A 12,766-nucleotide genomic window follows, 5' to 3' on the forward strand; every position below is an offset into this window, starting at 1 on the left:
AGCCCCTGCTGCGCCCTGTGGGAGCAGCCTTGGCCTCGAAGCTGTTGTCCCTCGACTCAGGCGTTGCTCAGATACCAACGCCAGTCCTGCTCGCCGACCTCGCCCATGAACTGGCGATACTCGGCGCGCTTGACGGCCACATACACCTTGAGAAATTCCGCGCCGAAAGCTTCGCGTGCCCACTCGGACTGCTCCAGCGCCTGGATCGCTGCCGACCACTGGGTCGGCAGGTACTCGGTGGCCTGGGCGTATCCATTACCTTCGATCGGTGCGCCGGGATCGAGGCGTTCACGAATGCCCCGGTGAATGCCGGCCAGAATCGCCGCAGCGGCAAGGTAAGGGTTGGCGTCAGCGCCACAGATACGGTGTTCGACGTGACGGGTCTTGGCCGGGCCACCCGGCACGCGCAGGCTGACGGTGCGGTTGTCCACACCCCAGGTTGGCGCCAGCGGCGCGTAGCTGTTGGCCTGGAAGCGCCGGTAGGAGTTGGCGTTGGGGCAGAACAGCAGCAGCGAGTCGAGCAGGCTGGCGAGCATGCCGCCAACGGCGTGACGCAGCAGCGGCGTGCCGGCGGGGTCTTCACTGGCAAACAGGCTGTTGCCCTGTGCATCGGCCAGGCTGACGTGCATGTGCATGCCAGTGCCGGCAATCTCGGCGAACGGCTTGGCCATGAAGCAGGCCTGCATGCCGTGGGCATGGGCCACCCCCTTGACCAGGCGCTTGTAACGCACCGCCTGATCCATCGCCGCCAGCGCCGGGCCATGCTCCAGGGTGATTTCCACCTGGCCGGGGGCGTACTCGGAAATCGCCGTACGCGCCGGGATGCCCTGCGCCTTGCAGGCCATATAGAGATCACGCAGGAACGGCTCGATCTGTTCCAGCTCGCGCAGGCCGTAGACCTGGGTCTGCCGTGGACGGCCGCCATCGGCGTCCAGCGCCGGCTGCGGGCGGCCCTGGGCGTCGCGCTTCTGGTCGAGCAGGTAGAACTCCAGCTCGCAGGCCATTACCGGGTGATAGCCGTCGGCTGCAAGCTGCTCGATCACCCGCAGCAACAACTGACGCGGGTCGGCCGGGGTGGCCGGCAGGCCTTCGCTGGGGTGCATCGACACTTGCACGGCAGCGGTGGGCAACTGCCGCCAGGGCAGGCGCACCAGGCTGCCGGCCAGCGGATAGGCGCGGCAATCGATATCGCCCACCTCCCAGACCAGGCCGGAGTCTTCGACGTCCTCACCCTGGATGGTCAGCCCGAGCATGGTGCTCGGCAGCGGTCGCCCCGTTTCATAGAGCGCGAGCAGTTCCTCGCGGTGCAGCAGCTTGCCGCGCGGCACGCCATTGGCGTCGAGGATGAACAGCTCGATCAGTTCGATATCGGGATTGCTGGCCAGGAAATTCTGGGCTTCCTGTACAGCCGCGAAAGTCGTCATATCGCACTCGCTTGCGCCAGGTGGGCGCTCGGTGTCCGCACGGCCCGTTCGCGTCTCGAACGGGTTGCACAGGCAGACAAGGTCATGGCAGCGGCTGCGGGCTTGGCGCAGCCATCGGAGTCAGCGGGTGGGGGCGACGTCCGGCGGGCGGGCGTGGCGACAATGCCACAGCGCCCAGAAGGCGAGGATGATCGTCAGCAGCGGGTTGAGGCGCTCCAACAAACGCCGCCGCGCTGGAGCGCAGTACAGCGGAACATGGATTTGGCAGGCCGGGGAGATCATGGTTTGGCAGCGTCGCACAGGGTTTGACGTGCGTTAAATCGGGTTTTTCATACGCTTGGTTATACGCCTGCTAAACAATCCTGCCCGTGCAGAGCAAAACGATCCACAGGGTGCGCCAGGCGCACCATGACCCGCACGACAGTCAGCGCAGTCTACGGCTCCGGCCGATAACCCAGACGCAAACCGCCCCAATGCCGCCCGCGCACCATGATCGGCACCGACAGGTCATGCATCAGCTCGCCGGTATCGCGCATGTAGGTCTGCAACAACACCGCCTGCCGGTGGCTGCCACAGCGGATGCCGGTGCGGTCGTTGAACAGGCGCTTGCCACGGCTCTTCGTTGCATCCACCGCCGGATCGCCGCAGGGCGGATGGTTGAATGCGGCATTGTGGGTCGGCACGTAGCCTTCGGGGGTGGTGGAGATGGCGAACACCAGCCCTTCATGACGCTTGAGCAGCGGCTCCTGCAGCGCCGGCAGTACCTGATCGGCGTACTGGTCGAAGCGTGTGCGGTATTTCTGCGGCTGGGTGCCGGCAATCGGCTGGTAATGACGGTCGAACAGATCATCGAGGCTGATGCGCCCGGCCTGCAGGTCCTGCTCGAACTGCGCGGCGATGGCTGCAGCCCCCTCGCGGGCCAGGTCATAGGCGCGCTGGTGGTAATCATCCAGCCCCACCTCAGCAAGCTGCTCGCTGACGGTTTCGGCCTGGCCGACCAATTGTTCGGCAGCGTCGGCCAGCTCCCGTGTCTGCCCTTCACTGCTCTGCACGTCGTCCTGCAATTGCAGGGCAGCAGCCGACAGGCTGGCCAGGCACTGATGGTTTTCGGCCGTGCCGGCACTGATCTGCGCCACCTGCTGTTCGACCTCTTCGGCCTGCTCGGCAATGCCCTGCAAGCCACTGCCGGCGGTCTCGATCTGCTGCGCCGCCTGCTCCAGCTCGACGCTCTGGCGCTGGATGTGGGCCACCACCGCCGTGCTCTGCTGGCGGATATCGGCGATCATCTGGCTGACTTCCTCGGTGGCGCTGGCGGTGCGCGCGGCCAGGTTGCGCACCTCGTCGGCGACTACGGCAAAACCACGGCCCATCTCACCGGCTCGCGCAGCCTCGATGGCGGCGTTGAGCGCCAGCAGGTTGGTCTGGCTGGCGATGGACTGGATGACCTGGGTGACCTGCTCAATCTGCTCGGTACGGCTGCCCAGGCCATCGATCAGCTCGCGGCTGGCCAGGGTCTGCGCACTGAGTTGCTGCATGCGCGCGATGGCCTGGTTGAGCTCGGCCTGGCCGTTGGCGCTGGCTTCACGGACATGGCGGGCAGCGACCAGGGTGTGTTCGGCACGGGCGGCGCTGTCCTGCTCGGTGTGGGTGATGGCCTCGGCGGCCTGACTGACCTGCTGCACCGCCGCCAGTTGCGATTGCAGGCGGCCGGCCAGGTGCTTCACGGCATGGGCCACCTTGGCGGCAGACAGCGCGTTGTGGCAGGTGTGTCGCGACAGCCCCCGGCTCAGCTCGACAAAGTCGCCCGTCGCGGCCTGCCGGGCAGCCTGTTGCGGCTCGTCACGCCGCTGCCAGGGCCCCAGCCAGGGCCATAACGCCAGCAATAAGTAGGATGGCACGCTCACGTAGAGAGGCAGCTGCATCTGCTGATAGGCGAGCATGAGCCCAGCCAGCCCCAGTGCATGCAGTACGAAAGCGATCGGCGAACGGATAAAGGCAGCTTGCATGACCGACCTCAGGGTTCTTGTTCTGGTGCGCGGCGAGGCGCTGTAGGCGGACGGAGTCACGACGGGTTCTCTCCTTGAATATCCCACGCAGTCTGGCAATAGGCTACGCATAAGAAAGGCCCGACGAAAAATGCACCAGCAGATCGGGCAACATGACCGCGATTCGAGCAGCTTGGAAGCGCCAGCACCATAAAACTTTGGTAGCAACCTGCCATACATCAAAGCAGTACCCGACAGGACGAGCCCATCCCGCTCAAGTTCGCCGCAGGGCGCCAACGTGCCTATTCGCTGTATCGGCACTTAACCGGGAGGCATTAACCGACCCTGGCACGGCATCCCGGCCTCGGACGTCTTCGCCGCGCCGCTACCCGACCATGCGGTGGCGTTTGACGAAACGTCGGTCCAGCCAGTCCTTGTAGTGCCCGTAAAGCTGCCCGCCGGCACTCCAGTCATGCCAGCCGAGCAGGGCTCCGCCGTCACCGGTGGCGAGCAGGGCCAGGCTCTGCCATTGCGCGCGGTACGCACGCAGCGGGCGGCCCTGCAGCGCCGCCTGCAGGTTGGCGGTGAGCACCGGCGCCTGACGCACCGCGAAGCGGCCACTGCGACGCATGCCGTCGAGACTGGCGCTGTCGCCAACAGCGAAGATCTGCGCATGGGATTCGCATTGCAGGGTTGGACGAATGGCGATGAAGCCGGCCGCATCGCTGCTCAGTTGGCTGGCTGCCAGCCACGGCCAGGGCCGCGCGCCACTGGCCAGCAGCAGACGGCGCCCACGCCAGACCGGCTCGTCGCCGCTGAGCAGCCAGTCGTCTTCGATGCGGCCAATCGGGCAATGCTCACGTACCTGCACGCCACGCTGACGCAAATGTCCCAGCGCGCGCAGGCGCAGCCCAGGGGCCAGCCCGTCGAGCAACGAGCCACCGCAGAACAGCGCCAGGGTCGGCACCTGGCCGGCCAGCGCCAGAGCCAGTTCCACGCCACCGGCACCTCCGCCGAGAATCGCCATGCGCCGGGGCTCGCTCTGCCACTGCTGCCAGCCTTCGAGCAGCCGTTCGATCGGCCTGGCGGCCAGCACCTGCATGGCATCGCCCTGCTGCGGCGGTATGGCCATACCGGCACCGACATTCAGCGACAGCCATTCGCCCTGCAGTTGGCGCCCGTCCGCAAGCTGCAGGATGCGCGTATCGGCATCGAGCGCGGCGATTTCGCCCTCGATCAACTCGACCTTGGCCGCGCGACACAGCGGCTGCAGCTCTACCCGGCAGTCAGCTGGGCTGAAGCGGCCGCTGATCAGCCCCGGCAACATGCCCGCGTACCAGGCTTCCGGGCCCGGGCTGAGCAAGCCGATACGGCCTGGCGGACGCTCCACCAGCGCCCAGCGGCGCAACACCCCCAAGTGGGCATGGCCGGCCCCGGCCAGGATCAGGTCGTACTGGGTCATGCGTTCATTGCATCCATCGCGTTACTGGCGCGGCACCTGGCCGGTCCAGCGTTTGAAAGCTCGATAATCCGATTCATGCTCACTTCGCAGCGCCTGCTTTTCTGCGCACTCTGACGCCCGGCACGCCTTGTCAAAGTCACACCCGAACGCAGAGAGTGTCGCCCCGTCCGCACCACCGCAACCGTTGACCACGAGAAACCTGTGACAGGCTGTAAGCCATCCTTGTTCGTCCGATCCAAGCAGATGAGACTCGCTGCGCAATCATTGCGCCAGCAGTTGGCTAGAATTGCCTTCGCGCCCGAGCGCCTGAGACAAGACAGCGTCCTGCGGACTTCGGCGCCCTCGTAGTAGCCATAAGGCGCCCGGAATGCATCAACCGCTTTGCTCACTGCTCCTGCTGCTCTGCCTGGCCTGTGCCATGCCGGTCGTGGCGGACAACGCCCTGCCGCTCCTGAAACTCAGCAATGCCGACCTGGCCCAGCCGGTCAGCATCGAGCGCAGTCTCCTGCTGGAAGATCCCGGCGGCCAGCTGACCGCCGCCGAGGTGCTGCAGCGAATCACCACTGATGGCCGCGAAGTCCGGGGCACCGCGCGCATCGGCTACACACGCAGCGCCTGGTGGCTCGCCGCACAGGTGCAGGCACCCGCAGCCGAACGCCTACAACTGATCATCGGTCAGACCTTCCTCGATGATCTGGAAATCTGGTTGTTCGACGGCGAGCAGCCGCTCGCTCCGCTGTACAGTGGCGCCAAACGCTCATTCAGTGAGCGCGGCGAGCCCTACCCGCAGTTTCTGCTCAGCCTGCCACGCCTGGATGACGGCCCGCACAGCCTGCTGCTGCGCGTACAGAGCCAGTCGGCGATCAACCTGCCGCTGCAACTGGTCGGCGCCGAACACGGCCAGCAACTGATTGCCCACAGCTGGCTGCGCAGCGGTCTGCTGATCGGTGCGCTGCTGGCCCTGGCCGTGTTCTACCTGGTCAAGTACAGCACCCTGCGTGAAGCCAAACTGGCCTACTTCAGCCTCACCTCGCTGTGCGTGGCGCTGTACAACACCAGCCTGTACAGCCTGCCGGGCCTGCTCTGGCCACAGTGGCCGCTGTTGCCCAAGTTACTGGTCAACCTGCCCACAGCGGGCATGCTGATCTTCAGTTCGCTGTTCATCGCCAGCGCCCTGGGCCTGCAACTGGGGCGCCTGCGCTGGCTGCGCGATGCACTGTTCGCCGCCACCCTGCTGATCAGCCTGGGCGGCGTGATCATCGACCCGCCGCACGCCTACCAGATGCTCAACCTGCTGACCCTGGCCATCGGCCTGTATCAACTGCTGTTGATGGTGCTCGGCATTCGCCAGCGCCGCCCCTATGCACCGGGCTACATGCTGTGCTGGAGCGCAGCGTTAGTACTGATGCTGCTGGTGCCGCTGAGCCGCGCCGGAGTGATTCCGCTGCCGGCCGGCTTCTATGCGCTGTACGCCTACCTGCCGGCCCTGAGCATGCTGCTGTTCGGCGCCCTGCTCGACAAACAACTGGAGCGCGTGCGCCGCGTACTGCTCAGCAGCCAGGCGCAGGCCATCGACAACCTGGAACAATACCAGGCGCTGTTCCGGCACAGCGGTGAGGGCATCTTCCGCTGCCAGCACGACGGCCAACTGCTGGAGGCCAATCCGAGCCTGACGCGCCTGCTCGGTAACGCGACCCTGCCGGATGACCCGGGTAATCTGTCCCTGCAACGCTTGCTCGGCGCCGCGCAGTGGCGCTCGCTGCTGGCACAGTTCGATGCGCAGGCTGGCACGATCAGCTGCGAATGCCAGCTTTACGATTTGCAGCAACGACCGCGTTGGGTCTACCTGTCACTGCACCGTCGCCCGCATCAGGATCTCATCGAAGGCATCGTGGTCGATCTCAGCGAGCGCCGCGCACTGGAAGAGCGCCTGCAACAGTTGGCGGCCCGCGATGCCCTGACCGGCCTGCTCAACCGCCGCGAGTTGGAAAGGCTGCTGTCGGAAACCCTCAGTGGCACCGCCAAGCGCCGCTTCAGCCACCTGTTGCTGATGGGGCTGGATCGTTTCAAGCAGGTCAACGACCTGTTTGGCCATTCGGCCGGCGATCAACTGCTCAAGCAACTGAGCAGCCAACTGCTGCATCAGCTACCGCGCCATGCCGAGCTGGCGCGCGTCAGCGGTGACGAATTCGCCATCCTCCTGCGTGAAGTCGACGACGCCGCCGCCCTGAGCCAGGCCGACCACCTGCGCAAGGCTGTCGGGCAATTCGTCTTCACCTGGCAAGGCCGACCGCTGCGCCTCAATGCCAGCATCGGCCTGCTCAACCTCAACGCCGATGTCAGCGACTGGGAGACCGCACTCAACTGGGCCGGTAACGCGGCGCAACTGGCCAAGCATCAGGGGCGCAACCGCATCCACGCCTTCAGCCCGGCAGACGGCGCCCTGCTCGAACACCAGCGCCAGCTGCAATGGATCACGCGCCTGCGCGAAGCCACCGAGCGCGGCCATTTCGAGCTGTTCCAGCAACCCGTGCAGGCACTGCAGAGCGTCACCAGCGGCCTGCACTACGAAGTGCTGTTGCGCTACCGTGACCCGCACAGCGGTGAGTGGATCAGCCCGGCGCAGTTTCTCGACGCGGCGGCGCGCTATGACTTTCTCGGTGCCATCGACCGCTGGGTGATCCAGCACCTGTGCGCCTGGCTCGCAGCCAACCCCAAGCACCTGGCGCAACTGGCCCAGGTCAACGTCAACCTCAGCGCCAACTCGCTGCTCGATGACAACTTCCATCGCCTGCTGCAGGACGAACTGCAACGCCACGACTTGCCACCCGGCAAGCTGTGCATCGAAGTCACGGAAATGGTGGCCCTCGGCGAGCTGAACGTCTCCGCTCAGTGGATCGAGGAACTGCGCAGCCAGGGGCTGAAAGTCGCCCTGGACGACTTCGGCAGCGGCTTCGCTTCATACGCCTATCTGCGCCACCTGCCACTGGACATTCTGAAGATCGACGGCAGCTTCATCAGCGGTATCGAGCACGACCCGATCAACCAGGCCATGGTCGGCTCCATGCGCCAGATCGCCGGGCAACTGGGCCTGCTCACCGTCGCCGAGTTCGTCGAAACCCAGGCCAGCCTGGACTGCCTGCGCAACCTCGGCATCGACTATGCCCAGGGCTATTTCGTTGGCCGCCCGCAGCCACTGCGGCAGTTGGCTGACGATGCCTGCCAGTACACTCAGGCAGACCGATAAAGCTCCGCCGGCAGGCGTTCAAGCAGCCGCAAATCAAGCCGTAGCATGCGTACACAGCGCGCCTCGGCCAGGCTCGCCGGCTGCTCGCTGACCGCGAGCGCCAACAGCAAGCCGCTGAGGTTGAGCAACAACGCCTCGCGCGAGAACACGCCGCTGCCCAGGCCATAGAACGCCGCGATCAATTCGCGCAGGCCGAATGGCAGACGCCAGCGGATGCGCAAGGCCAAGCCGAAGCTGGCCGACCGGCGCTGCATGGCCTGCTCGATCTGCTCATCACTCAACTCACCCCCCGTATCCAGCCAGTCCTGCAGACTGCGCAGCAAGGCCAACTCGCCCATGTTGTGCAGCAGGCCGGCGGTGTAGCACAGCTCGGCATCGAGCCTCAGTTCGAGCGCCAGCCAGCGTGCCAGATCGGCACTGCGGCGTGCCTGCTGCCAGGCATGCGCGGCCAGTTCGGCCAGGCGCGGATCGCGTAACTGTGCGTTGCGCTGCAGGGCCATCCCCAGCACCAGATTCAGCGTACGCGCCACTCCCAGACGATGCAGCGCCTGCGCCAGCGTCTGGCAAGGTACGCCCTGATGCTGGGCGGCGGTGCTGGCCGCAGCGATCAACAGCGCGGTGATCTGCGGGTCATTGCCGAATACCGCTTGCAGCTCACCCAGATCCTGCTCACCCGACTGCAGCGCCTGGCTAACCGCGTCGCGCACATCGCTGAGCAGCGGCGCGCCCTGCCCCTCTTCACGCACCGTATCGAGAAAATCGCGCAGCTCGCTGACCAGCAGCGGCTGAGGCACCGCCATGGCCCCCGCAGACGCGGGCAACAAGGTACGCAAGCGCTGGCGCAGGCTCTCGGCATTGAATGGTTTGGCCAGATAGGCACTGGGCGCCAAAGGCCGCGCCGCACAGACGCTACTGGCATCGAAACGACCGCTGATGAGCACGAACGGCAACGCCGGCGTACGTGGATGACGGCGCAACTGACGCAACAGTTCCAGACCATCGAGCCCCGGCAGCTCGCCATCGGCGATCACCAGGTCAGGCAGGCGGCGCTTGCAGCGTGCCAGTGCCGTTTGGCCATCACTGACCTGCAGCACGCGGGCATCACCGCGCACATCGAGCACCAGTTGCTGCAGCAGATTGGAGGTCCAGGGGTCCGCTTCGGCGATCAGAACTTCCACACAATGAGCTGAAGCGGTCATGCGAGCCTCTGGGCAAATGACGAACGGCGGGTGCCCGAACCCCATATGCCCGCATCCAGCAAAAGCTGACGGATGAGTCAGTACCACGGCAACGGCGCAGTCTAAACCCGACCCCGGCCTGGCGTAAGTAACGGATGGTCGGGTTGCACGAAAAACGCCGCGACCAAAGGTCGCGCCGACTTGCTTACAGCCAGGCCGTGACCGCAACAGGCATAAAAAAACCCGCCGGTGAGGGCGGGTTTCTTCGACAGGTCGCCGATCAATTACTTGATCTTGGCTTCCTTGTACATCACGTGCTTGCGCACGACCGGATCGAATTTCTTGATTTCGATCTTGTCTGGGGTGGTGCGCTTGTTCTTGTCGGTGGTGTAGAAGTGGCCGGTACCGGCGCTGGACACCAAACGGATCAGTTCACGCATGACTCTCTCCTTAAACCTTTTCGCCGCGAGCGCGCAGCTCAGCCAGCACTACGTCGATGCCACGCTTGTCGATGACGCGCATGCCCTTGGCAGATACGCGCAGACGCACGAAGCGCTTCTCGGACTCGACCCAGAAGCGATGATGCTGCAGGTTCGGCAGGAAACGACGACGGGTTTTGTTGTTTGCGTGGGAAATGTTGTTCCCGGTTACCGGACCCTTACCGGTAACTTGACAGACTCTCGACATGCCTCAGCCCTCTAAAACCACATGCCCAACCCGGCATGGGTTGGCCGCTTAAACTCAATGTCATTGGCGCTCGGCGCCGCGTTTCCCGAGGGTCTTACCGGGCGCACTGGATAGCGCAAGAACCGGGCCCCTAGAAAAGAGCGCTGCTTTATACCAGAAACCCTATGGAGCAACAAGGAAAAACGCAGGATAAAACACCGAGTCTGGCCCCCAGGCTGGCCAGGAGCCGGGGTTCCGGGGTTTGATCAGGATTTGACCGCTCGTCGCCTCGCTCCGGTATTCAGCGCCCGGCAAATCGACTAGGGTTGCACACTTGCCGTCAACGCCAGGAATAAGGACTTGATCATGCGCCTTTTGCTTGCCGCTCTGCTGTGTACCCCGATACTGGCCCAGGCCGCCACCCTTAGCGTGTGCACCGAAGCCAGCCCGGAAGGTTTCGATGTGGTGCAGTACAACTCGCTGACCACCACCAACGCCTCGGCTGACATGCTGATGAACCGCCTGGTGGAGTTCGACGCCGAGCAGGGCACGCTGCTGCCGAGTCTGGCGCGCAGCTGGTCGGTCTCGGACGACGGCCTGGTTTACGACTTCCAGTTGCGCGACGACGTGCAATTCCATCACAGCGCCGACTTCACCCCCAGCCGCCACCTCGATGCGCAGGATGTAGTGTTCAGCTTCCAGCGCATGCTCGACCCCAATCACCCCTGGCACGCGGTCGCCGCCAGCGGTTACCCACACGCCCAGTCGATGCAGTGGCCAAGCCTGATCGCCAAGGTCGAAGCACCGGGCACACATGACGTACGCATCACCTTGAACCGCCGCGATGCCACCTTCCTCGCCACCCTGAGCATGGGCTTCGCCTCGATTTACTCCGCCGAGTACGCCGACCAGCTGATGGCCGCCGGCACCCCGCAGCGGCTCAACAGCGCCCCTGTCGGCAGCGGCCCGTTCGTCTTCGAGCGTTTCCAGAAGGATGCCGTAGTGCGCTACCGCGCCAACCCGGATTATTTCGCCGGCAAGCCGGGGGTGGAGCGGGTGATTTTCGCCATCACCCCGGACAGCAACGTGCGCCTGCAGAAGCTACGCCGTGGCGAATGCCAGATCGCCCTGTCGCCAAAACCGCAGGACGTGCAGGCCATCGCTGGTGACGCCAAGCTGAAAAGCGCACAGACCGCCGCCTTCATGACGGCCTTCGTCGGTATCAACAGTCAGCATGCGCCGCTGGACAAGCCGCAGGTGCGCCAGGCGATCAACCTGGCGTTCGACAAGGCCAGCTACGTCAAGGCGGTGTTCGAGGGCAGCGCCGAACCGGCCAGCGGCCCTTACCCGCCGAACACCTGGAGCTATGCCAGCGATCTGCCCGGTTATCCGTATGATCCGGACAAGGCCCGCGCCCTGCTGGCCGAGGCGGGCCTGGCGGAGGGTTTCAAGACCACCATCTGGACGCGCCCCAACGGCAGCCTGCTCAACCCCAACCCGAGCCTCGGCGCGCAACTGCTGCAGGCGGATCTGGCCAAGGTGGGTATCGACGCCGAGATTCGCGTGATCGAGTGGGGCGAACTGATCCGCCGCGCCAAGGCCGGCGAGCATGACCTGCTGTTCATGGGCTGGGCCGGCGACAACGGCGACCCGGACAATTTCCTTACCCCGCAATTCGCCTGCGCGTCGGTCGAGTCCGGCCTCAACTTCGCGCGTTATTGCGACGAGACGCTGGACAAGCTGATCGCCGATGGCAAAACCAGCAACGACCAGGCCGAACGCAGCCGCCTCTATCAGCAGGCGCAGCAGATCATCCAGCAGCAGGCGCTGTGGCTGCCGCTGGCTCATCCCACCGCCTTCACGCTGCTCAGCGCCAAGGTCGAGGGCTACCAGGTCAGCCCGTTCGGCCGGCAGAATTTCGCTTCGGTGCAGATCGCACCCTAAGCATCGTCGTGGTGGGCTAAAGCCCACCCTACGCAATGTAGGAGCGGATTTATCCGCGATGGGGCCGGCACCAAGCCGCCAGGATCGCGGATAAATCCGCTCCTACCGTCAGTGCGTCGCCCCTACATCCAGCCCAGCTCGGCCATCGACAGCGGCTCGCCATCGCCGACAATGAAATGATCGAGCACGCGCACCTCGACCAGTGCCAGGGCATCCTTGAGGCGCTGGGTCAGTACGCGGTCAGCCTGGCTGGGTTCCGACACACCCGAGGGGTGGTTATGCGTGAGGATGACGGCGGCGGCGTTATTGGCCAACGCACGCTTGACCACTTGCCTGGGATACACGCTGGCACTGTCGATGCTGCCGCGAAATAGCACCTCGAACGCCAACACCCGGTGCTTGGCATCGAGAAACAGGCAGCCAAACACCTCATGCGGCTCATGGCGCAGTTGCGCCTTGAGGTAATCGCGCACGGCCTGCGGGCTTTCCAGCGCTGAATCGCGACGCAGGCGCTCGGCCAGATGGCGCCGCGACATCTCCAGCACTGCCTGTAGCTGTGCGTACTTGGCCGGGCCCAGGCCGAGGTACTGGCTGAAACCGGCCAGGTCGGCTTCGAGCAACGCCCTCAGGCTGCCGAATTCGCTCAGCAGATAGCGCGCCAGATCCACCGCACTCTTGCCGGTCACCCCGGTGCGCAGAAAGATCGCCAACAGTTCGGCATCGGTCAGTGATGCTGCGCCCTGCTCCAGCAATTTCTCTCGCGGACGCTCTGCCGCAGGCCAATCGCGAATGCTCATTCCCACCTCCTTATCGAGCCAGTCGCCCGCTGCTTCCGTTACGGGCCCTGTGCTATCGTAGCC

9 protein-coding genes are annotated in these 12,766 nt (G+C 64.9%); 2 read left to right on the forward strand and 7 right to left on the reverse strand.

The annotated features are described in order from the left end of the window. Positions 1-56: 56 nt before the first annotated feature. The 3 genes from J7655_RS20535 to J7655_RS20545 all read right to left on the reverse strand — a co-directional run bounded on the left by J7655_RS20535 (position 57) and on the right by J7655_RS20545 (position 4,871). On the reverse strand, positions 57-1,424 hold the full coding sequence (locus J7655_RS20535) for a glutamine synthetase family protein (RefSeq protein ID WP_230925986.1): 1,368 nt from the start codon (positions 1,422-1,424) through the stop codon (positions 57-59). 434 nt (positions 1,425-1,858) lie between these two features. Then, positions 1,859-3,649, reverse strand: coding sequence for a methyl-accepting chemotaxis protein (locus tag J7655_RS20540; RefSeq protein ID WP_420850900.1), 1,791 nt, complete (start codon positions 3,647-3,649; stop codon positions 1,859-1,861). Between the two features lie 145 nt (positions 3,650-3,794). Continuing rightward, positions 3,795-4,871, reverse strand: a complete 1,077-nt coding sequence (locus J7655_RS20545; RefSeq protein ID WP_230925988.1) for an FAD-dependent oxidoreductase — start codon at positions 4,869-4,871, stop codon at positions 3,795-3,797. Between the two features lie 367 nt (positions 4,872-5,238). On the opposite strand from J7655_RS20545, the gene J7655_RS20550 reads away from it, so the two are divergent. Next, positions 5,239-8,118 carry an EAL domain-containing protein gene (locus J7655_RS20550; RefSeq protein ID WP_230925989.1) on the forward strand — a complete coding sequence of 960 codons (2,880 nt, stop codon included), beginning with the start codon at positions 5,239-5,241 and terminating at the stop codon, positions 8,116-8,118. On the opposite strand, the gene J7655_RS20555 is transcribed toward J7655_RS20550, so the two are convergent. The 3 genes from J7655_RS20555 to rpmB all read right to left on the reverse strand — a co-directional run bounded on the left by J7655_RS20555 (position 8,103) and on the right by rpmB (position 9,983). After that, a complete protein-coding gene (locus J7655_RS20555) occupies positions 8,103-9,317 on the reverse strand; it encodes an HDOD domain-containing protein (protein WP_230925990.1) in 1,215 nt (404 codons plus the stop codon). The genes J7655_RS20550 and J7655_RS20555 overlap by 16 nt on opposite strands. Positions 9,318-9,580: 263 nt before the next feature. Continuing rightward, the gene (gene rpmG / locus J7655_RS20560; RefSeq protein ID WP_003464575.1) at positions 9,581-9,736 is read right to left on the reverse strand and encodes a 50S ribosomal protein L33; all 156 of its coding nucleotides are present in this window, start codon (positions 9,734-9,736) and stop codon (positions 9,581-9,583) included. 10 nt (positions 9,737-9,746) lie between these two features. Continuing rightward, positions 9,747-9,983 carry a 50S ribosomal protein L28 gene (rpmB, locus tag J7655_RS20565; protein WP_003242523.1) on the reverse strand — a complete coding sequence of 79 codons (237 nt, stop codon included), beginning with the start codon at positions 9,981-9,983 and terminating at the stop codon, positions 9,747-9,749. 345 nt (positions 9,984-10,328) lie between these two features. Between rpmB and J7655_RS20570 the strand changes: the two genes are divergently transcribed. Further along, positions 10,329-11,906: an ABC transporter substrate-binding protein gene (locus J7655_RS20570; RefSeq protein WP_230925991.1), complete on the forward strand. Its 1,578-nt coding sequence runs from the start codon at positions 10,329-10,331 to the stop codon at positions 11,904-11,906. Between the two features lie 122 nt (positions 11,907-12,028). On the opposite strand, the gene radC is transcribed toward J7655_RS20570, so the two are convergent. Then, a complete protein-coding gene (gene radC / locus J7655_RS20575) occupies positions 12,029-12,703 on the reverse strand; it encodes a RadC family protein (protein WP_230925992.1) in 675 nt (224 codons plus the stop codon). Positions 12,704-12,766 lie beyond the last annotated feature (63 nt).

This window comes from Pseudomonas wenzhouensis, from assembly GCF_021029445.1.
GTDB classification, from domain to species: Bacteria; Pseudomonadota; Gammaproteobacteria; order Pseudomonadales; family Pseudomonadaceae; genus Aquipseudomonas; species Aquipseudomonas wenzhouensis.

Bases quoted from the DNA above. Each gene is read 5' to 3' on its own strand.
- J7655_RS20535 (WP_230925986.1), bottom strand. From the start codon at position 1,424: ATGACGACTTTCGCGGCTGTACAGGAAGCCCAGAATTTCCTGGCCAGC.
- J7655_RS20540 (WP_420850900.1), bottom strand. From the start codon at position 3,649: ATGTATGGCAGGTTGCTACCAAAGTTTTATGGTGCTGGCGCTTCCAAG.
- J7655_RS20545 (WP_230925988.1), bottom strand. From the start codon at position 4,871: ATGACCCAGTACGACCTGATCCTGGCCGGGGCCGGCCATGCCCACTTG.
- J7655_RS20550 (WP_230925989.1), top strand. From the start codon at position 5,239: ATGCATCAACCGCTTTGCTCACTGCTCCTGCTGCTCTGCCTGGCCTGT.
- J7655_RS20555 (WP_230925990.1), bottom strand. From the start codon at position 9,317: ATGACCGCTTCAGCTCATTGTGTGGAAGTTCTGATCGCCGAAGCGGAC.
- rpmG (WP_003464575.1), bottom strand. From the start codon at position 9,736: ATGCGTGAACTGATCCGTTTGGTGTCCAGCGCCGGTACCGGCCACTTC.
- rpmB (WP_003242523.1), bottom strand. From the start codon at position 9,983: ATGTCGAGAGTCTGTCAAGTTACCGGTAAGGGTCCGGTAACCGGGAAC.
- J7655_RS20570 (WP_230925991.1), top strand. From the start codon at position 10,329: ATGCGCCTTTTGCTTGCCGCTCTGCTGTGTACCCCGATACTGGCCCAG.
- radC (WP_230925992.1), bottom strand. From the start codon at position 12,703: ATGAGCATTCGCGATTGGCCTGCGGCAGAGCGTCCGCGAGAGAAATTG.